This window comes from Flavobacterium sp. ov086, from assembly GCF_900187965.1.
In the GTDB taxonomy this organism is placed as follows: Bacteria; Bacteroidota; Bacteroidia; order Flavobacteriales; family Flavobacteriaceae; genus Flavobacterium.
The window spans coordinates 136,135-156,342 of the sequence record NZ_FZNL01000017.1 but is presented as its reverse complement, the minus strand read 5'-3'; the positions used below and the strand labels follow the sequence as shown (position 1 = coordinate 156,342).

The window sequence follows — 20,208 nt, the reverse complement described above, 5'->3', positions numbered from 1 at the left end:
GGGAATATTAAATCTTATACCAGCCTGCATCAAGCTAAGGGATTCCTTTTCTATGATATTGAGCACTTTTAGCTTAAATTCGGCTGAATAGCTTTGATTCATTCGTGGCAATAAACCAATTTTACCATATGCCTTATAAAAACTGACCCACTTACGAATATTCCATCTTGGAGTCTGTTTTAATTTTGAAACATATCCATCTGAATAATGCTTCTTTAAAACCAATTCTACACATTCTAACTTAAATGCATAGTCATACTTTACTTTTCTTTCCATAAAAAATGCCCCAAATAGTGTCTAACTTTTTGGGGCATGTTCATTCTGGAATGGCTTTATACATTCTATTATTTCTTCTTCAACAACATCTATAAATATTCAACTTTTTCTTTTTCGGCAAGAACTAAACGTTCGTAAAGTTCTACCACTTTATCAAGAGGATTAAAATTGCAATGAATTTCTTTAAGAATGAAAGTATTTTGGTTTCTAAATTTTTCTAAATATTTTCCTCTTAAGATTTTTAATATATAGAAAAGTAATGATGCCGTTTAAAGAGATAACTTTCAAAAATTATAGTTCTATCAGGATAATTTTGCTTAAAAATGTAATACTTAACTTTTTGATAATACAGAGTTTAATTATAGTTTCTTAATTTTAAGTAAAAACTTAAGCTATGGGAATTAATTGGTTTATAATAGCGATTGTGGCAGTACTAGTAGTTATTCTAGTTGTACTGACAATCAGAAAAAATAAAAAAGAGAAAAAGAAATTAACAGATTTATTGAATAATGATTTCAAAAAAACTGTAAAAGATAGAATCGACCCTGATGATTCGGCAAATGAGAAGTAAGAATCACTTAAAAAAAAGTAAAACCCTTGCAAATCTAGTTTTGCAAGGGTTTTACTTTTAGAATGCCGAAGGGATTATCATTTGCTTGCGCAAGCGTCCCGCTCATGCCCGCAAAGATTATGGCAAAATGATACTTTTAAAATCAGTATGGTTTTCCGTAGATATTTGATCAATTAAATGAAGATATTTGTTTTGTTTTAAAGCAATGATTTTTAAAAACTTATAGTTTGATTTATTTTCATTAGCTTAGTTTTTAATTTATTAAGTTGTTTAACTAACAAACTACCAAAAATGATCGTAACTATACCTAAACAATCCATCAATCAATTAAAGAAAACTCTCGAAAGTTTTAAAATTAATGATGCAATAGAATTGTGTACTAATGAAGCTCAAACCCGTAAGTTTTTGATTGAGCCTTTTTTTCATATCCTAAATTATATTTCTAATGATTTGATTCCAGAATACAACGCTGATTTTGGAGATCGTATAGGTCAAAAAATTGATTATGCTATTTTGTTAAACAAAAAAGATACAATTTTAATAGAAGCAAAAAAGTATAATAGTAGACTTAGTGATAAAGAGGCGGGACAACTTAATGGTTACTTTAGTAATACTAAAAATTCAAGAATTGCTGTATTGACAAATGGAATTGAGTATCGATTTTATTCAGATGTTTTACAATCTAATGTAATTGATAATAAACCTTTTTTTGTGTTTAATTTGTTGAATTACTCAGATAAGGACTTAGAAACGTTAATCAAATTTGATAAAAGATACGTAGTAGTTAATGAGATTATAAAAACAGCTCAGGAGTGTGTTTTTACAGAAGATTTCGAAGCTAGTTTATTAAAAGAGTTAATTGCTCCGTCGAAGGATTTGTTGAAGATTATTCATAGAAATATGAATTTTAAAACCAAATTTACTGAGGACACACAAGCGAAAATGATAAAAATGATTAATTCGGCATTGCTAAAATCTTTGTATGAGAAAAAAGTATTGGATGAATCAAACTCAAATACCGGAGGCATTATTACTACTGAATCTGAAATTCAGGCTTATCATACAATTAGAACTTTGTTGATACAGAATAAAAAGATACCGAGTCAAAGAATTTTCTTCAAAGATTTTAAAAGCTTTTTTAATATTAGTATTGATGATAATCTTAAAAAAGTGATTTGTAAATTAGTTTTTACCGATTCAAAAATGAAAATACTTATCGAAAATAATGAGTATTTATTAAGTAATATTGATGATGTTTTGAAGTATAAAACTGAATTGACGAATAGAACGCTTGCGTTACTTGAATAATTCGAGGTTAGAAAAACTTTGTCGAGTTACGCGTGTGATTTCTCTCTTCGGTCGAAATGACAAACAAGCTGAAAATTCTAAATCCCAAACTCCAATCGAAAGAGATTTGGAATTTGGGATTTTAATCCCGATAGCTATCGGGATGGAATTTATTTTCCTTTTATGGTTTCAAAATCAAAACAGATGGTGTATTATTCAACCATGTACTTTGAGATTCGATTAGTTTTTTCCAACTGTCAAGACTTATGATCATTAAGTTTTGACTTTCTAAGAATTCTTTTTTAAGGGTTCTGTCATGCATAATCATAATGTGATTTGGTGCAATTTGTTCGATTGAACGAATTGTTTCCTGAATGTCACGAGTGTTTTTTACTTCGCCACTCGCATCGAGAACTGTAATTTGCGATCCATTATTGTTGATTAACTTTTTGGCATATTCTATTAAAAAAGCATCTTCTTTACTAAAAATTGGCATGAAAATCTGATTTACTTCTTCTAGTTCCTTGTCAATGAAAATTCCAACGGGCATTTTGCTTTTTGCAATAATATGACGTGTTCTTTCGTCAAAGGGAGAGTTTTCGAATAAACCTTCTTTTCCCGATAACTTATCGATTAAACGATCCGGATTTACGATTCGGGTTGTAAAGCCAAGGATTTTTCCAAGAAGAGTTCCGTCAAAAATAGACTGACCTAAACCAACCAGTAATAAATCGTATTCACCTTGATTCGCAGTATCAATAATATCAGTATCGATATCATTTGTGACTTTAAAGACACTTACCATATTTTGATTCAAACGCTCAGATTCTTCAATAACAGGCACAAGCATTTTTCGTTCGTGATCTTTGATGTCAAACGAGTGTATTTCTGTACTTAGAGAAAGATGCATCGCTGTTACTATCGAATTATCACCTTGTTTTTTGACTAAGCTGTTGGCAATTTGAAGTAGTTTTTTTCCTCTCTCGGGGGTTGCAAACGAAAGCAGAATTTTGTATTTACTTTTGTTTCCAATTTCCTGTGGGATTGCGGTTATTTTATCTTTAAAAATAAATCCTATAAAATCCAGGGCCGGACCGGTCATAAATGTGGTTACCAAAGCCATAATTACCATCATGGTAAAAATTTCTGTAGATAAAACGCCTAAATCATAACCAATGTTTAGAACTACCAATTCCATTAAACCTCGTGTATTCATTAACGCTCCAATTGCCAAACTGTCTTTCCAGCTTTGTCCGACAAATTTTGCGGCAAAAGCACTTCCAAAGAATTTTCCAATTACGGCAACGGCAATAATGACTCCCGTAACTTTCCATAAATAAGGATCGTTCAATAAACCTATTTGTGTACGTAAACCGGTAAATACAAAGAATAAAGGTAAGAGGACAATGATGGCAACGTCTTCGACTTTTTCGATAAATATATTTCTGAATCGGTTATTTTCCGGCATAATTGCTCCGGCTAAGAAAGCGCCAAATAAAGCGTGAATTCCAATTAACTCAGACGCATATGCAGAGAATAAAAGTGTAATGAAAAAGATTGCTACAACTGGTTTGTTCAAACTTTCGCGAGTTGAATTTAAATCTCCAACACGTTTTAGGAACGGACGAACTATTTTTAGCATTACAATTACATACAAAATTGCCAAACCTATTACATATAGTGCGCTTGTGAATGAACCTGCTTTTACGATCGCAATTACAACGGCAAGAATACACCAGGCAGTAATATCATCGGCAGCAGCACAAGTTATGGCAATGGTTCCGAGTTTTGTTTTTTGCATGCCTCGTTCCTGCACAATTCTGGCGAGAACCGGAAATGCTGTAATACTCATGGCGATTCCCATAAATAATCCGAAAGAAGCAAATTCAACTCCAACCGGTGCAAAAGTATGATAGATAAAATAAGCTAATGTTAATCCCAAAGCAAAAGGAATTACAATGCTTGCGTGGCTAATTACTACGGCATCATGCGCTTTGTTTTTTAGTACTTTCAAATCTAATTCCATTCCAATCACAAACATGAAAAGGATCAAACCAATCTGGCTTAAAAACTGTAAGTTCCCTAAAGATTCTTTTGGAAATAAAGCGGCTGAGAATTCCGGAAAATACATTCCGACTAAGGATGGCCCTAAAACAATACCTGCAATCATTTCGCCAATTACAGATGGTTGTCCGATTTTTCTAAAAAACCAACCAAACAAACGTGCGACTAATATAATAGTAACGATCTGAGCTAGTAAAATTGCCAAAGGATGTTGTAAGTTCTCTACCATCGAATGAAGAAAATCATTCCAATGATTGCTTACAATCTTTTTATGAACGATTCCGCGCCCAACTTCAAGTGATGCGCCTTTTGAAATTACCCAATATATTAAAGCGGTGAAACCACCAATAACAGTAATGTAAAATAAGGAGTTTTTAATATTATTCATAACTCGTTTTTTAGATTTATTGGTGCAAATATGAGAACTGAAAATTAAGTGAAAAAGCAAATTTAAACCTAATTTTCAATGTATGTAACAAGTCCGAAAAACTTTGTAATAAGTTATGAAAACGACTGTCATCCTGAACGAAGTTGAAGGCTTTATTACGTAAAAGGGGCTTCGCCTTCGCTCAGCCTAATATGCGTTAACTTATTTAGTTTATTTAGATTTTTACCTTTTTCAAAAAGTCAGAACGATATGTTTCGCTTAAAATCAACGTGCTGTTTTTGTCATTTTTTTCTAAATGATGCAATACAATTTCGTTATGATTAAAAAACTTAATAGCTTTTACAGCGACAATTTCTTTTTTGTTTATTCGGCAGAAATCGGCATCTGGTAATTCGTTTAAGAGCGTGTCGAATTTAACGTTTTTTAGGTTTAGAAAACTTCCGTCAACCAGAAGAACTGTTTTGTCCCGACTATCGCTAACAGCGGTTTTGATGTATTGAATCTGATTAAAATACAATAAGGTTTTTCCTTTGTCAGTATTTAACTGAATGAATTTTTTGGACGTTTCAGGTTTGTTAAAACGCTCAGAAGCTTTTGAGATTGCTTTTTGCAAACGTTCCAGTTTTACCGGTTTTGTAATGTAATCTACCGCATCAATATTAAAAGCATCAGCGGCATATTCTTTATAAGCCGTGCAGAAAATAACTAATTTATTGTCCAGCATTTCCGCCAGATGCAAACCGTCGATTCCCGGCATTTCGATATCTGATATTAATAAATCAAAATCGAGATTCGGAATTTCGGCAAGGAGTTTTTCAGGATTGTTGAATGTCTTTACAATTTCGATTTCAGGAATTTGTTCGCAAAGCATTTTCAGGTACATTAATCCCGGTAACTCATCGTCCAGAAGCAAGCATTTCAGTTTTGTATTCAAGTAAATCTATTTTTAAATGTGCGATATAAATGTCGTTTTCTACGAATTTATCGAGTTTGAAATTATTCTTATAAATAATGCGCAATCTATGTTCTAATGTAGTGTGGCCAAAACCGCTGCGTTCTTTTTTTAATACTTTTTTATCGGATATCTTATTCGAAACCGTCATAAAAAAAGAATTATCTCTAAACTCAAAAACAACCGAAATAAAAGCATCGGCGCTTTGTAAATCAGCATGTTTAAAGGCATTTTCTATTAAATCAATAGAAATTAAAGGTGCCAATAAAGGTTGTTCGTATAACTTGTCGTCCTTATTAATATTGGTTTTGATCTTTAATTCAAAAAGCGGACTGATTTTGATTTTGTTGATTTCGATTAGATTCAATGCAAAATCAATTTCTTCTTTGGCGGTTACAAATTTCTTTTTGCTTTCGTATAAAATATAATCCAAAACATTCGCCAATTTATCCAAAGCAAAATAAGTTTGATAGGCGTGCGACTGAATTGAATTCAATATATTCTTAAACAAATGCGGATTCAGTTTTGATTCTAAAGTTTCTAACTGCAAATCATTCACCTTCATTTCGAGCGCATAAAAACTCTTCTCAGCATCATCTTTCGCTTTTTTGAATTGCAATAGTTGATACATTAAAAAACAGATAATGACAATTAGCAATAAAAGAATTGCCAGAAAAATAAAAGTGATAGTGTTGTTTTCTTGCATTGTTATGTAAAGTTTTTTGCCACAAATTTAAAATTTAATTAATCTGCTCAATCTGCGTGCTATTTTTTCGCCACGAATTTCACGAATAAACACGAATTATAATATCTGCTTAATCTGCGAGAGCTTTTTTTATTTAATTAAAATAAATTAATCTGCGTAAATCCGTAAAATCCGCGGGCAATATTTCTTAATGACTAGAAACAAACTTCAACCCAATAATTGAAGCAATTAAAGTCGAAAGAAAAAATATTCTCCAGAAAGTTGCCGGTTCTTTAAAAATTAAGATTCCAACCAAAACAGTTCCAACGGCGCCAATTCCTGTCCAAACGGCATAAGCAGTTCCAATTGGTAAAACCTGCGTGGCTTTGTATAATAAAAACATACTGATCGAAAGACAAACGAAAAAACCAATCATCCAGTAAGTTGATTGTATTCCTGTTGTTTCTTTGGCTTTGCCTAAACAGGAAGCAAATGCAACTTCAAAAAGTCCTGCAATTATTAATAAAATCCAGTTCATTTTCGTTTCATTTTTAAATTTAAGTACAAATATGAGAAAAGCTAACGTAGGATTGTATAAAAGATCTAATTTTTCCTAAAAATCAGAATATCAATTGTGTTAACAAACAGTAAAAACGAGCCGAATATTTATGATTTCGAGCACTTTTCACTACATTTGCATCCATTTTAAAGAATTTATGAAAAACGCTGTACAAGTTGGATTTTGGGAAAAATTAGCCAGAATCATACTTAAAAATAGAATTGCGATACTCGTGGGGGTTTCGGCCTTGACAATTTTCCTTGGTTATCAATGGAAGAATCTTGCTATGACGTATACTGAAGCGAATTTGCTTCCTAAAAATCATATCGCAAATAAAGACTATCAAAAATTCCTTTCTAAATTTGGCGAAGAAGGAAACCTTGTTGTAATTGGTTTTCAGGATCCTAAGTTTTTTACTCCAAAAAATTACGCGGCCTGGAATGAATTAATGACGGGTTTAAAAAACTCTAAAGAAGTTGATTTGGTAGTCTCTTTGAACGATTTAAAGAAACTGGAAAAAGATACTGTTAACGAGAAATTTGTTCTTGCTCCATTTATAGATCAAAAGAAAGCGACAGATCCTGAATATTTAAAAAAGGTACAATATGATTTATTTCATAATTTGCCTTTTTATGAAGGTTTGCTTTTTAATAAAGAAAGCGGAAGTATTCGTTCAGCAGTTTACATCAATAAAGCGCTTGTTAATACGGCTGAAAGAAAAACTTTTATTCTTGAAAATCTGGTTCCGAAGATCGATAAATTTGAGAAAACTACCGGAATCGATTTGAAAGTTTCGGGAATGCCATACATCAGAACAATTAATGCTGATAATATGAAAGGCGAAATCGGGCTCTTTATTGGTGCGGCTTTGCTGACGGTTTCTTTGATTTTCTTTTTCTTTTTCCGTTCATTCAGAGCGACATTTATTTCGATTTGTATTTTAATTGTTGGTGTAATCTGGTCATTCGGAACACTTGGATTATTTCATTATAAAATCACGATTTTAACGGCTATTATTCCTCCATTAATTATTGTTATTGGGATTACGAATTGTATTTTCCTGATCAATAAATACCAGCAGGAAATTAAACTGCATAACAATCAGGCAAAGGCTTTACAGCGTATTATTTCTAAAATTGGAGTTTCGACTTTAATGACGAATTTAACAACGGCGATAGGTTTTGCGACGTTTATGATTACAGGAAACGACCTTCTTTTTGAGTTTGGTTTAGTAACTTCGATCAACGTGATTTCGGTTTATTTATTGACGCTTTTAATTGTACCAATTGTGTACAGTTTTATGGAAGTTCCGGGAGAAAAACATTTGTACCATTTGACTAAAACGTACATTTCGACTTTGTTGGATTTTGTTGAAAATGTGGTAAAAAACAAGCGAAAAGTAATTTATACGATCTACGGATTGCTATTGGTTTTTAGTGTTATTGGAGTTGCACAAATGAAGGTTTCAGGAAGCTTGATTGGTGAAATGCCAAAAAGCGCTTCTTTCTTTAAAGATATTTTATTCTACGAAAAAGAGTTTAACGGTGTAATGCCGCTCGAAATAATGATTGACACCAAACACAAAAAAGGTGTTATGAAATTGTCAACGATGCGCAAAATGGATGAATTGCAAAATACGATTGCAAGTCTTCCGGAATTGTCAAAACCGGTTTCTGTGGTGAATTTGGTTAAATATTCGAAACAGGCTTTCTATAACGGAAATCCTGAATATTACCAATTACCAACTTCACAGGAACAGACTTTTATTTTGTCGTATGCTAAGAATGCAACAAAAAACAGCAAAGACAATCTTATGAAAAGTTATGTTGATTCGACTGGACAATACGCCCGAATCACTACTTTTATGAGAGATATTGGTACGGATGAAATGGCGAAAGTGGAGAAGAAATTACACAGTAAGATTGATGAAATTTTCCCTAAAGATCGTTATGAAGTTACCGTTACTGGAAAAGCATTAGTTTTCCAGAAAGGAACATCTTATTTGGTTGACAACTTAATCGAATCGCTGATTTTTGCGATTTTGGTAATCGCAATTTTGATGCTGTATTTATTCAGATCGTTTAAAATGGTTTTTGCATCGGTAATTACGAATATTTTACCGCTTTGTATTACATCGGGATTGATGGGGTATTTTGGGATTCCGTTAAAACCTTCTACAATTTTAGTATTCAGTATTGCGTTTGGGATCTCGGTAGATAATGCGATTCAGTTTATGGCTAAGTACAAACATGATTTAATACAAAGTAACGGGAAAGTAAAAAAATCTGTTTTTAGTGCTTTGAGAGAAACCGGAATTAGTACTTTTTATACTTCGGTAGTTTTAATTTTAGGATTTGCTACTTTTACGCTTTCTAGTTTTAGTGGAACAATTGCGCTTGGAGGATTAATTTCTTGTACATTGGCGTTTGCGATGTTTGCGAATTTATTGGTTTTACCGGCTTTGGTTTTGACTTTTGAGAAGAAGAAGGCTAAGAAAGAGGATTTGGAAGATTAGTTTTTTTGCCACGAATTCACGAATTAAACATGTAATCTTTGTCAAAGTTTGCACGCAATCTTGTCATTTCGACAGAGGAGAAATCACACACGTAACTCGGCAAAGATTGGCGATTTTGTTTGCGTAAATTCTAGTGTGATTTCTCCTTCGTCGAAATGACAAAACAGGACTTTTGAAAACTAAAGCCCTAGCCCCGATAGCAGCGGTATCCTTTTTCTTACTTCTTTAGGAAGAAAAAGATATAGCGGATAGCGGGAAACAGCTTCTAATTTTAATTATTATCGTTTATATTTGCAGTTATTACACAACAAATAATTTAATTTCAATATTATATATAAAATGAAACACACAAAAGTTAAAGACTTATTAAACAGTACGACGACGCTTCAGGAGGTTAATGCAAAAGGATGGGTGAGAACATTTAGAAATAATCAGTTCATCGCACTTAATGACGGTTCTACCATTAATAATATACAATGTGTTGTTGATTTTGAAAATACACCGGAAGAAACTTTAAAAAGAATTACAACTGGAGCTGCAGTTTCTGTAATAGGAACTTTGGTTGAAAGTAAAGGTGCAGGTCAGAAATACGAAATTCAGGTTAATAAACTTGAAATCTTAGGAGATTCTGATGCGGAGAAATTCCCAATGCAGCCTAAAAAACACTCTTTGGAATTCTTGAGAGAAAATGCACATTTACGTGTTCGTACAAATGCTTTTGGAGCAATTATGCGTGTGCGTTCGGTATTGTCATTTGCGGTTCATAACTATTTTCAACAAAAAGGGTTTGTGTATGTAAATACGCCAATCATTACCGGATCTGATGCGGAAGGTGCTGGAGAAATGTTTAAAGTTACGGCTTTACCTTTCGACAATACACCAAGAACTGAAGACGGAAAAGTAAACTATAAAGAAGATTTCTTTGGAAAAGAAACGAACTTAACGGTTTCGGGACAGTTAGAAGGAGAAACTTTTGCAATGGCTTTGGGTCAGATTTATACTTTTGGACCAACTTTTAGAGCTGAGAATTCAAATACTTCTCGTCACCTTGCAGAATTTTGGATGATTGAGCCGGAAGTTGCTTTCAACGACCTTGATGACAACATGGATTTGGCTGAAGATTTTATTCAATACGTTATAAAATATGCTTTAGACAATTGTAAAGATGATTTGGCATTCTTGGAAGGAAGACTTATTGAAGAAGAAAAATCAAAACCACAAGCAGACAGAAGCGAAATGCCTTTGTTGGAGAAATTGAACTTCGTTTTGGAGAACAACTTCAAACGTGTTTCTTATACTGAAGCAATTGATATTTTGAGAGATTCAACTCCAAATAAAAAGAAAAAATTCAACTATATCATCAACGAATGGGGAGCTGATTTACAGTCAGAACACGAGCGTTTTCTGGTTGAGAAGCACTTTAAATGTCCGGTAATTTTATATGATTATCCAGCAAATATCAAAGCTTTTTACATGCGTTTGAATGATAATACAGAACCTGGAAGAGAAACAGTTCGTGCAATGGATATCCTTTTCCCTGGAATTGGAGAAATCGTTGGAGGTTCTGAAAGAGAAGAGCGTTACGATGTTTTGATCGAAAAAATGAAAGCTTTAGAAATCGACGAAGAAGAATTATCATGGTATTTAGATACCAGAAGATTTGGATCAGCGACTCACGCAGGTTTCGGATTAGGATTTGAACGTTTGGTATTGTTTGTAACTGGAATGACAAACATTAGAGATGTAATTCCTTTCCCGAGAACTCCGGGTAACGCAGAATTTTAATAAAAAAAGTTATAAAATTTGTTTCAGGTTTCAAGTTTCAGGTTGTTGGACGTTCAGCAACCTGAAACTTGAAACTTGAAACTTTTAACAAAAATAAATGCTAAAGCAATTTTTAAATTTAAAATTATCCCAAAAATTATCTCCACAGCAAATTCAGCTGATGAAGTTAATTCAATTGCCTACGCAAGCTTTTGAGCAACGTTTATTGGAAGAAATGAACGAAAATCCAGCTCTGGAAGCTGGAAAAGAAGAGGAATACGAAGCTGATGAATTCGCAAATGAAGACTACGACGATTATGACGATGCTGAATCGGACAGAATCGAAGCAGACGACATTAATATAGACGAATATTTAAGCGACGACGATACCCCGGATTACAAAACTCAGGTGAACAATTATAGTGAAGACGAGGAACGTGAAACGCCTTTTGCTTCACCGATTAGTTTTCATCAGGATTTAATCAATCAGCTGAATACTTTTATTTTGAATGATGAAGAACGCGAAATCGCCGAATTCCTTGTTGGAAGTATTGATGATATGGGGTATATCCGCAGAAGCGTTCCGGATATTGTAGATGATATGGCATTTACTCAGGGTATTTATACCGATGAGAAAATGGTCGAAAAAATGCTTCAGGTAATTCATGAACTTGAACCGTCAGGAGTTGGAGCGCGTGACTTGCAGGAATGTTTATTGTTGCAATTAAAGCACAAAACACCAACAGAATATGTTGATTTAGCAATTGATATTATCGAAAATCAGTTTGATGCTTTTACCAAAAAACACTACGATAAACTGCTTCAAAAATATGGTGTTTCGAATGAACAACTTAAAAAAGCGATTCATGAAATCGAAAGATTAAACCCAAAACCGGGAGGATCTTACACAGGAAACAATAAAGTAACGGAAAATGTAGTTCCGGATTTTGCGATCAGAATTGTTGACGGCGAACTGGAATTGACCTTAAACGGAAGAAATGCTCCGTCGTTGCACGTTTCTAAGGATTATCAGGAAATGATGCAGACGTACAAAGATTCTCGTGATAAATCATCGGCACAAAAAGATGCAGTTCAGTTTATTAAACAAAAACTGGATTCGGCTAAATGGTTTATCGATGCAATTAGACAACGTCAGGAAACCCTTTTTGTAACTATGAATGCGATTATGCATTATCAGGAAGAATATTTCCTTGATGGTGACGAAACCAAACTAAAACCAATGATCTTAAAAGATATTGCAGATATGGTTGGTTTGGATATTTCGACAATTTCACGTGTTGCAAACAGTAAATATGTTGAAACTCCATACGGAACAAAACTTATTAAAGAGTTTTTCTCTGAAGCGATGAAAAACGATCAGGGTGAAGATGTTTCGACTTTGGAAATCAAAAAAATTCTTCAGAATACAATTGAGGAAGAAGATAAAAAGAAGCCTTTGCCAGACGATCAATTGGCAGAAATCTTAAAAGAAAAAGGATACCCGATTGCTCGTAGAACGATTGCAAAATATCGTGAACAACTTGATATTCCGGTAGCAAGAATGCGAAAGAAGATTTAGCATAATTGTTATAATCGTAATTAAACCGGATTAAAATCCGGCCCTACAATACACATCGAGCCGAAGGCTCTTTAAATAGTTCCAAAGGAACAATTTATATTGTAGAGCTGGACTTCAGTCCAGTTTAAAAGATATAATTGCATAAAAACAAGAAACCCGACAAATTCAAAATCTGTCGGGTTTTGTTTTATAATAGAATTTCTAATTATTTATATTGTTCCGGAGTAATTGTAATTTCAAACAGATAATTTTCTTTTTTATCATCGTAGTTATAAATCAAAGTAAAATCGTTGTCACGAAATGTCTGAAGTCCTGGATTTGCTTTAACGGTGCTAAGAAGACTTTCTCCAATGTTTTTCTTTATCGTTTCAATTTCTGCGCTCTCTTTTTCGACATTTAATAAGGTTAAATTGTACTGAACAACTTTGTCTTTTGGCAAAGTAACATTGTCCAGACGAATTCCTTCCTGAATGACTAAAGGGCAATTTTGATTGTACTTTTCAACCAATTCCACCATTTCTTTGTCAGTGACAGGTTCTTTAAAAGAATAATATAAGACTAAAACTAACGATAATGCTACAATTGCACTTATTACTAAAATAATTAAATTCTTTTTTGTTGTAGGTTTCTGCATTTGTAGATTGTTTTATTAGAAAGAAAAAAAATTATTTATCCTGAATCTTTTTCATGGCATTATAATATGCAGCACGACTTAGGGGTTCATATTCTTCGGTTTCACCCAGCATTACTAATTTGTCGTTATCTGTTTTACGAAAACTATAGTTGGCAAGATTTCCTGTTCTGGTACAAACGGCGTGAACTTTTGTTACATATTCGGCTGTAGCCATAAGTGCAGGCATTGGTCCAAAAGGATTTCCTTTAAAATCCATATCAAGTCCGGCAACTATCACACGAATTCCCTGATTTGCAAGATCATTACAAACGGTAACGATTTCATCATCAAAAAACTGGGCTTCGTCAATACCAATAACATCGCAGCCTTGTGCTAAGATAGCAATATTGGCAGCGGCGGGAACCGGAGTTGAACGAATTTCGTTGGCATCATGAGAAACGACCATTTCGTCATGATAGCGGGTATCAATAGCGGGTTTAAAAATTTCGACTCTTTGTTTGGCAAATTGGGCGCGTTTTAATCTGCGGATTAACTCCTCGGTTTTACCCGAAAACATTGATCCACAAATAACTTCAATCCAACCAAATTGTTCTTTGTGATTTACTGTATTTTCGAGAAACATTTTGTATTTTTCTACCTTTAAAAATGAATAGTTTTTATTACTTTGTACTGGTAATAAATTGACGTAAAATTTTGATGTTTTACGTTTTTTCAAAAGTAGAAAATTTTTATCAAATCGGAGATTCGCAAACGCTTATTAACAGAAATAAAAAATTGTTCTGCGAATTTTCCACAAGAATAAAAGCATTAGATTACAAAATATACTAAAATACCCTATTCACTATAATTTCAACAGTTATGAAAAAAAAATTGGAAGCCGATTTAATCAGCATTGCACATCGAATTTTAAAGCTTAAAAACAAATCCGATATCAATCAATTGTATCTTGAAACGCAGAAATTATATGAAAAATTAGCGGTATTGAAGTTTGTAGACGAAAACTTTGATACTGTAAAACCAACAATCAGTCACAGTGAAATTACTGCTGAAGTTGAAACGATCTTCGAAAAAGAAGCAGAAGTTCCGGCTGAGGTTGTAATTGAAACTCCAGTTGTTGCCGAAGTAATTGCGGTGGAAGAAACTCCGAAACCAGTAATTGTTGAAGAAGTAGTTGCCGAAACTACGGAAAAAATAACTCCTGAACCGATTGAAGAAGTTGTTGCCGAAACTCTTGATGAAACAATTCTGGAACAGGATGAAGAAATTATTGAAGAACCTGTTGTTGAAAAAGTAGAGGAATTTGAAGCAATTAAAGAAACTGAACCTGTAGAAGAAACTAAAGCACTTTTTGAAGAAATTTCATTTACAACAATCAGTGATTCAAAACCAATTCCTAGTTTTATTCCCGCTTTTGAGTTAGATAGAGAAGAGGAAAAAATAGAAGATAAAATAGAAGAGAAGATAGAAACTTCGACAAAAGCAGAACCTGTTTCGATTTTGTTTGAAGATTTTGGAATCAATTATGCAGATGCTGAATTTGTAAAAGTAGATAGTTTCGAAGCTGTTTCTCCAGCTCCGTCGATCAGTGAGTTCAAAGAGAATAAAATTGTAGAAACAGCCGTTTTAGAAACTCCTGTTGAACCAAAGCCTGTTACTTTGAACGAAAAATTGGCAAAAGGTTTTCATATTGATTTAAATGACCGAATTGCATTCACTAAAAATCTTTTCGGAAACAGTTCTGAAGATTACAGCCGCGTTCTAAATCAATTATTGACTTTTGATACTTACAGCGAAGCTCAGGAATTTATCGAGAACATGGTAAAACCGGACTATAATAATTGGGAAGGAAAAGACGATTATGCAGAACGTTTCCTGGGAATTATCGAGAAGAAATTCGCGTAAACACGAATTTCACAGATTTACACGAATTAAAAATAATTTTAATAATTATTAGTTTGTGCAATTTTTAAACAAACAGAATTCGTGCTAATTAGTGAAATCTGTGTTATCTTAATTTAAATTTAATTATGTCTAAATTATATATCGTTCCAACGCCAATTGGCAATCTTGAAGACATGACTTTTCGTGCTATTCGGATTCTGAAAGAAGTCGATTTGATCCTTGCTGAAGATACCAGAACGAGTGGGAAATTGTTGAAGCATTTTGAAATTGGCACGCACATGCACAGCCATCATATGCACAACGAACATAAAACAACCGAGAATTTAATTGCACGTTTGAAAGCCGGTGAGAATATCGCTTTAATTTCGGATGCTGGAACTCCGGCGATCTCAGATCCCGGTTTTTTATTGACGCGCGCTTGTGTCGAAAATAAAATTGAAGTTGAATGTTTACCTGGAGCCACAGCTTTTGTGCCCGCTTTAGTAAACAGCGGATTACCAAATGACAAGTTTGTTTTTGAAGGTTTTCTGCCTGATAAAAAAGGGCGTCAAACTCGATTTTTGGCTTTAGCCGAAGAAACCCGAACAATGATTTTATACGTTTCTCCTCATAAACTCGTTAAGACTTTAGCTGAGTTTATACAGTATTTTGGAGAAGACAGACAAGTTTGCGTTTCAAGAGAATTATCAAAACTGCACGAAGAAAATGTTCGTGGAACCGCAAGAGAAGTATTAACTCATTTCGAAAAAACAGCACCACGCGGCGAAATAGTTGTAGTTGTTGCCGGAAAAACAATAATAAAAGAACCTAAGAAAAGTAAGTTTTCGAAGGATGAAGAAGAAAAAGAAGAAGAATAATTTTCGCCACGAATTTCACTAATTTCCCGAATTAGAGCTCACATAAATTAAAAATTCGTGTTCAATTAGTGAAATTCGTGGCAAAAACAATAAACTATAATCATGAGCATACAAGCCTTTTTAGAAAAAGTAAAACAAACTCCAACTCAAATAACATTTCCTGAAACTATTGCTGTAATTGAGGAAAATTACAACTTTACTCCAACTGCTTTCCAAAACGGAACACAACATAATGCAGCAGGAGAAAACTCAGGTTCTTGCAAATTGTTTTCTTTCGCAAAATTGCAAAACTTGAGCAAAGAAGAAACTTTAGCGTGTTTTGGAGCTTTTTATTTTGAAGAAGTTTTAGGAGATCCAAACGGAACAAACCATCAAAACATTAGAAACTTCATCAACTTAGGTTGGGATGGAATTCAGTTTGAAGGAAGTGCTTTGGATATAAAATAATTTTAGATTTTAGAATGTAGATTTTAGATTTTCTGGAGTCTCCTTTCTGCTCTAAAAAGCTTTGTCAAAGTTTGAAACTTTGACAAAGTTAAAAACCGAATATTTTGCCACAGATTAAACGATTTCAGATTTCTAAATCTAAGATCTAAAATCAAAAATCTACAATAAAAAATGCGTTGGACCTTAAAACCAAAACCTTCTGAAGATAAAATCAAACATTTGGCGCAAGCCTTAAATGTAGAAGATTTTGTAGCAACACTTTTGATTCAGCGTGGCATTGAAACTTTTGAAGATGCCAAGAATTTCTTTCGTCCTTCATTAGAACATCTCCATGATCCATTCTTGATGAAAGACATGGATAAAGCTGTTGCTAGAATCGAATTGGCAATTGAAAATCAGGAAAACATTCTTGTTTTTGGTGATTATGATGTTGATGGAACTACGGCTGTCTCATTGGTTTCTGCCTATTTAAAATCGCATTATCCAAATATTGCGACTTATATTCCGGATCGTTATGCCGAAGGTTACGGAATTTCTTTTAAGGGAATTGACTTTGCTGATGATAACGGATTTTCATTAATCATAGCGCTAGATTGTGGTATTAAATCCATAGATCATATCGCTTACGCGAAAGAAAAAAACATCGACTTTATTATTTGCGATCACCACAGACCCGGGGAATTTTTGCCGGATGCGGTTGCAATTTTAGACCCAAAAAGAGAAGATTGTTCGTATCCTTATGATGAATTGTGTGGTTGCGGAGTTGGTTTTAAACTGATTCAGGCTCTGGGAACAAACAGAGGTGAGACGATTCAGGATTTTGTTCCTTATCTGGATTTAGTTGCTACGGCAATTGCGGCGGATATTGTTCCGATTACAGGAGAAAACAGGATTTTGGCTTATTATGGATTGCAAGTTATCAACTCAGATCCGAGACCTGGAATAAAAGCCTTAGTTCATCAGGTTAAAAAGAAAACATTAGATATTACAGATGTTGTTTTTATTGTTTCGCCAAGAATTAATGCTGCCGGAAGAATCAAACATGGTAATCATGCGGTGGAACTGTTGACGGAATTTAATTTTGAGCAAGCACAACAATTTGCTTCAGAAATTGAACAATACAATTCAGATCGTAAAGACTTGGACAAACAAATTACTAAAGAAGCTTTTCAGCAAATTATAGAAAACAACGAAGAAGATCGATTTTCGACAGTTGTTTTTCAGGAAGACTGGCACAAAGGAGTAATCGGAATTGTGGCTTCAAGACTTATTGAAACCTATTATCGCCCAACTTTAGTCTTTACTAAAAGTGGCGACAAATATGCCGCTTCTGCAAGATCCGTAAAAGGATTTGATGTTTATAATGCACTCGATGCCTGTTCTGAACATTTAGAACAATTTGGAGGACATATGTATGCAGCAGGAATGACATTGAAAGCCGAAAACTATGAAACCTTTAAAGACGCTTTTGAAAAACAAGTGCAGGAAACTATTTTACCCGAAATGCGAACTCCTGAAATTGAGGTCGATGCCGAAATAGACTTTACTGATATTACCCCAAAATTTATTCGGATTTTAAAACAATTCGAACCTTTTGGGCCTTTGAATATGACGCCTGTTTTTATGACCAAAAATGTAAAAGACACAGGTTACGCCAAAACTTTAGGAGCCGATGAAGAGCATTTAAGACTTTTCGTAAAGCAGTATAATTCAGATGGAATTGCTGCAATAGGTTTTGGACTTGGGAAAAAATTAAGCATTACAAAAAATCAAAATCCTTTTCAGTTGGCTTATTCACTGGCTGAAAATGAGTGGAACGGAACCGTTTCGACTCAACTTATGCTAAAAGATGTCAGAACAAATGAAGAATAAAGAAAAGAAGCAAGATCCTTATCAGGCATTGCGTTATAGAGAATTTAATGTCTTTTTATTATTGCGTTTTGCAATGGTTTTTGCCTGGTCAATGCAATTTATTGTAATCGAATGGGAAGTTTATAGTTTAACAAAAAATCCGCTTTCGTTAGGACTTATTGGTTTAATGGAGGTTATTCCTGCAGTTTCAATGGCATTATTTGCCGGGCATATGGTTGATCAACGCGAGAAAAAAGGATTATTGGTAAAATGTATTCTCGGGTTTTCAGTAATTAGTTTTGGATTGTTTTTATTGACCTGGCCAAAAGTTATTGGAGGTTGGTCTACAGATCTTATCTTGTATTCTATTTACTTTTTAGTCTTCCTTGGCGGATTAGTTCGTGCTTTTCTTGGACCAACAATATTCTCTCTTTTATCTTTAATTGTTCCTAAAAAAGCATATCCAAATGCAGCAACATGGAGTAGTTCTGTTTGGCAGATTGGGTCAGTTTTAGGACCTGCAGTTGCAGGTTTTTCAATCAATTTTATTGGTGTTCACTGGTCAATGTGTCTGGTTGTTGGATTTTCGGTTTTCTCTTTAATTGCGCTGTCGCAAATCGAGAAAAAACCAATACTGAATCCAAAAATTGGCGAACCAGTAATGGAGAGTTTAAAAGAAGGAATCAAATTTGTCTTTAATAATAAAACCATTTTAGGAGTACTTTCTCTGGATATGGTTGCCGTGCTTTTTGGTGGAGCCGTTGCTTTATTACCTGTTTTTGCACAGGATATTTTGAAAGTTGGGCCCGAAGGTTTTGGAGTTCTGAGAGCTGCACCGGCAATTGGAGCCTTTATTACGATGTTAGTTTCGGCTTATGTTCCGTTGTATGAAAAAGCGGGAATGAAACTTTTAGCAGCGATTTTTATCTTCGGATTATGTATTATATTGTTCGGAGTTTCTACAATTTTCTGGTTGTCTGTTGTTGCTCTGTTTTTAAGCGGAGTTGCTGATGGAATTTCGGTTGTAATTCGCCAGACAATTTTGCAACTTAAAACGCCTGATCACATGCGTGGCCGTGTTGCTGCTGTAAACTCAATGTTCGTAGGTTCATCAAATGAATTAGGAGCTTTTGAAAGTGGTTTAACGGCTAAATTAATGGGAACAGTAACTTCGGTAGTTTTTGGAGGAAGTATGACACTTTTGACTGTTTTAGGTTTCGGAATCAAATCACCTACATTTAGAAATTTAGATCTTCGAAAAGATATGGAAGATCACCAAAATATGGAATGAGAAAACTGAAAAAAGTATTCCTGAAAATACATTTAGCATCAGTAATTCTTTTATTGATTAATTTCTTTATCAAGACTATTTTTGGGTTAAGTTTAATTTCTAATTTAGTTTTGATATTTAAAATCTTACTTTATGCGTCAGGTATGCTATTGTTTTTTTTATATCTAAAACCTTTTAATAAGTTGTCTTTTTATTTTTCATTATATATATTTTCTCCCATTATAATTGGTTTGAGCTGGTTAATAGACGGAATTTTTGGAGCGATATTAGGATCAGTTTTTCTTTTTTTATTTATGCCAAGTGACGTGAGATTCGAAAACAATGAAATTCTTATCAATAAAAAATCCGGAGGATTATTAGGCAGTTGTTGTGATTATGAAGTGATTAAAAAGAAGATGTTTTTATTCGAAGAAAAAGTGGTAGAATTTAATTTCGCCGAAGATATTTATTTGAAAAAAAATGATGTTCAACTTCGTGAAAACTATTTACAAATACACCTGATATTAAAAGATTACGATCTTAAAGAAGATCACGATGTAGCGAAAGACACAACTCTTTTTGTACTTATGAAGTAATTTTTCTGTTT

At 33.7% G+C, this 20,208-nt stretch carries 17 protein-coding genes and 2 pseudogenes; 11 read left to right on the top strand and 8 right to left on the bottom strand.

Annotation, left to right across the window (positions count from 1 at the left end; all coding sequences use genetic code 11):
* Both CHB81_RS26935 and CHB81_RS27175 read right to left on the bottom strand, forming a co-directional pair.
* Window positions 1–276 (bottom strand): annotated as a pseudogene (locus CHB81_RS26935) (hypothetical protein); the annotation flags it as partial.
* An 89-nt stretch (window positions 277–365) separates the two neighbouring features.
* Window positions 366–452, bottom strand: a pseudogene (locus tag CHB81_RS27175) (transcriptional regulator); the annotation flags it as partial.
* 218 nt (window positions 453–670) lie between these two features.
* On the opposite strand from CHB81_RS27175, the gene CHB81_RS26930 reads away from it, so the two are divergent.
* Together CHB81_RS26930 and CHB81_RS18135 are read left to right on the top strand one after the other, a co-directional pair.
* Entirely contained in the window at window positions 671–847 is a 177-nt protein-coding gene (locus tag CHB81_RS26930) for a hypothetical protein (RefSeq protein ID WP_176427544.1), read from the top strand.
* Between the two features lie 291 nt (window positions 848–1,138).
* Complete coding sequence (locus tag CHB81_RS18135; RefSeq protein ID WP_089353256.1) at window positions 1,139–2,155, top strand: type I restriction enzyme HsdR N-terminal domain-containing protein; 1,017 nt, start codon at window positions 1,139–1,141, stop codon at window positions 2,153–2,155.
* Between the two features lie 160 nt (window positions 2,156–2,315).
* Here CHB81_RS18135 and CHB81_RS18130 read toward each other — a convergent pair whose 3' ends face one another.
* The 4 genes from CHB81_RS18130 to CHB81_RS18115 all read right to left on the bottom strand — a co-directional run bounded on the left by CHB81_RS18130 (window position 2,316) and on the right by CHB81_RS18115 (window position 6,761).
* Entirely contained in the window at window positions 2,316–4,586 is a 2,271-nt protein-coding gene (locus CHB81_RS18130; RefSeq protein WP_089353255.1) for a cation:proton antiporter, read from the bottom strand.
* Window positions 4,587–4,800: 214 nt separating this feature from the next.
* Window positions 4,801–5,520, bottom strand: a complete 720-nt coding sequence (locus CHB81_RS18125; RefSeq protein ID WP_089353254.1) for a LytTR family DNA-binding domain-containing protein — start codon at window positions 5,518–5,520, stop codon at window positions 4,801–4,803.
* Entirely contained in the window at window positions 5,483–6,244 is a 762-nt protein-coding gene (locus CHB81_RS18120) for a sensor histidine kinase (RefSeq protein WP_089353253.1), read from the bottom strand. Before CHB81_RS18120 ends, CHB81_RS18125 begins: the two co-directional genes overlap by 38 nt.
* A 187-nt stretch (window positions 6,245–6,431) precedes the next feature.
* Window positions 6,432–6,761 (bottom strand): multidrug efflux SMR transporter, encoded by a 330-nt coding sequence (locus tag CHB81_RS18115; protein WP_089353252.1) that lies wholly within the window; start codon window positions 6,759–6,761, stop codon window positions 6,432–6,434.
* 178 nt (window positions 6,762–6,939) lie between these two features.
* Between CHB81_RS18115 and CHB81_RS18110 the strand changes: the two genes are divergently transcribed.
* The 3 genes from CHB81_RS18110 to rpoN all read left to right on the top strand — a co-directional run bounded on the left by CHB81_RS18110 (window position 6,940) and on the right by rpoN (window position 12,640).
* Window positions 6,940–9,297 carry an RND family transporter gene (locus CHB81_RS18110; protein ID WP_089353251.1) on the top strand — a complete coding sequence of 786 codons (2,358 nt, stop codon included), beginning with the start codon at window positions 6,940–6,942 and terminating at the stop codon, window positions 9,295–9,297.
* 339 nt (window positions 9,298–9,636) lie between these two features.
* Window positions 9,637–11,082, top strand: a complete 1,446-nt coding sequence (asnS, locus tag CHB81_RS18105; RefSeq protein WP_089353250.1) for an asparagine--tRNA ligase — start codon at window positions 9,637–9,639, stop codon at window positions 11,080–11,082.
* Between the two features lie 97 nt (window positions 11,083–11,179).
* Complete coding sequence (gene rpoN, locus CHB81_RS18100) at window positions 11,180–12,640, top strand: RNA polymerase factor sigma-54 (RefSeq protein WP_089353249.1); 1,461 nt, start codon at window positions 11,180–11,182, stop codon at window positions 12,638–12,640.
* A 205-nt stretch (window positions 12,641–12,845) separates the two neighbouring features.
* Here rpoN and CHB81_RS18095 read toward each other — a convergent pair whose 3' ends face one another.
* Together CHB81_RS18095 and CHB81_RS18090 are read right to left on the bottom strand one after the other, a co-directional pair.
* Window positions 12,846–13,274: a hypothetical protein gene (locus CHB81_RS18095; RefSeq protein WP_089353248.1), complete on the bottom strand. Its 429-nt coding sequence runs from the start codon at window positions 13,272–13,274 to the stop codon at window positions 12,846–12,848.
* 31 nt (window positions 13,275–13,305) lie between these two features.
* On the bottom strand, window positions 13,306–13,896 hold the full coding sequence (locus tag CHB81_RS18090) for a thymidine kinase (RefSeq protein ID WP_072965237.1): 591 nt from the start codon (window positions 13,894–13,896) through the stop codon (window positions 13,306–13,308).
* A gap of 236 nt (window positions 13,897–14,132) precedes the next feature.
* On the opposite strand from CHB81_RS18090, the gene CHB81_RS18085 reads away from it, so the two are divergent.
* The 6 genes from CHB81_RS18085 to CHB81_RS18060 all read left to right on the top strand — a co-directional run bounded on the left by CHB81_RS18085 (window position 14,133) and on the right by CHB81_RS18060 (window position 20,197).
* Window positions 14,133–15,176, top strand: a complete 1,044-nt coding sequence (locus tag CHB81_RS18085) for a hypothetical protein (protein WP_089353247.1) — start codon at window positions 14,133–14,135, stop codon at window positions 15,174–15,176.
* 125 nt (window positions 15,177–15,301) lie between these two features.
* Window positions 15,302–16,033 (top strand): 16S rRNA (cytidine(1402)-2'-O)-methyltransferase, encoded by a 732-nt coding sequence (rsmI, locus tag CHB81_RS18080; protein ID WP_089353246.1) that lies wholly within the window; start codon window positions 15,302–15,304, stop codon window positions 16,031–16,033.
* A 102-nt stretch (window positions 16,034–16,135) separates the two neighbouring features.
* Window positions 16,136–16,480, top strand: coding sequence for a HopJ type III effector protein (locus CHB81_RS18075; protein WP_089353245.1), 345 nt, complete (start codon window positions 16,136–16,138; stop codon window positions 16,478–16,480).
* 171 nt (window positions 16,481–16,651) lie between these two features.
* The gene (gene recJ, locus CHB81_RS18070) at window positions 16,652–18,352 is read left to right on the top strand and encodes a single-stranded-DNA-specific exonuclease RecJ (protein WP_089353244.1); all 1,701 of its coding nucleotides are present in this window, start codon (window positions 16,652–16,654) and stop codon (window positions 18,350–18,352) included.
* Entirely contained in the window at window positions 18,342–19,622 is a 1,281-nt protein-coding gene (locus tag CHB81_RS18065; protein ID WP_089353257.1) for an MFS transporter, read from the top strand. The genes recJ and CHB81_RS18065 overlap by 11 nt, the downstream gene beginning before the upstream one ends.
* The gene (locus tag CHB81_RS18060) at window positions 19,619–20,197 is read left to right on the top strand and encodes a hypothetical protein (protein ID WP_089353243.1); all 579 of its coding nucleotides are present in this window, start codon (window positions 19,619–19,621) and stop codon (window positions 20,195–20,197) included. The genes CHB81_RS18065 and CHB81_RS18060 overlap by 4 nt, the downstream gene beginning before the upstream one ends.
* The last annotated feature ends 11 nt before the right edge of the window (window positions 20,198–20,208 follow it).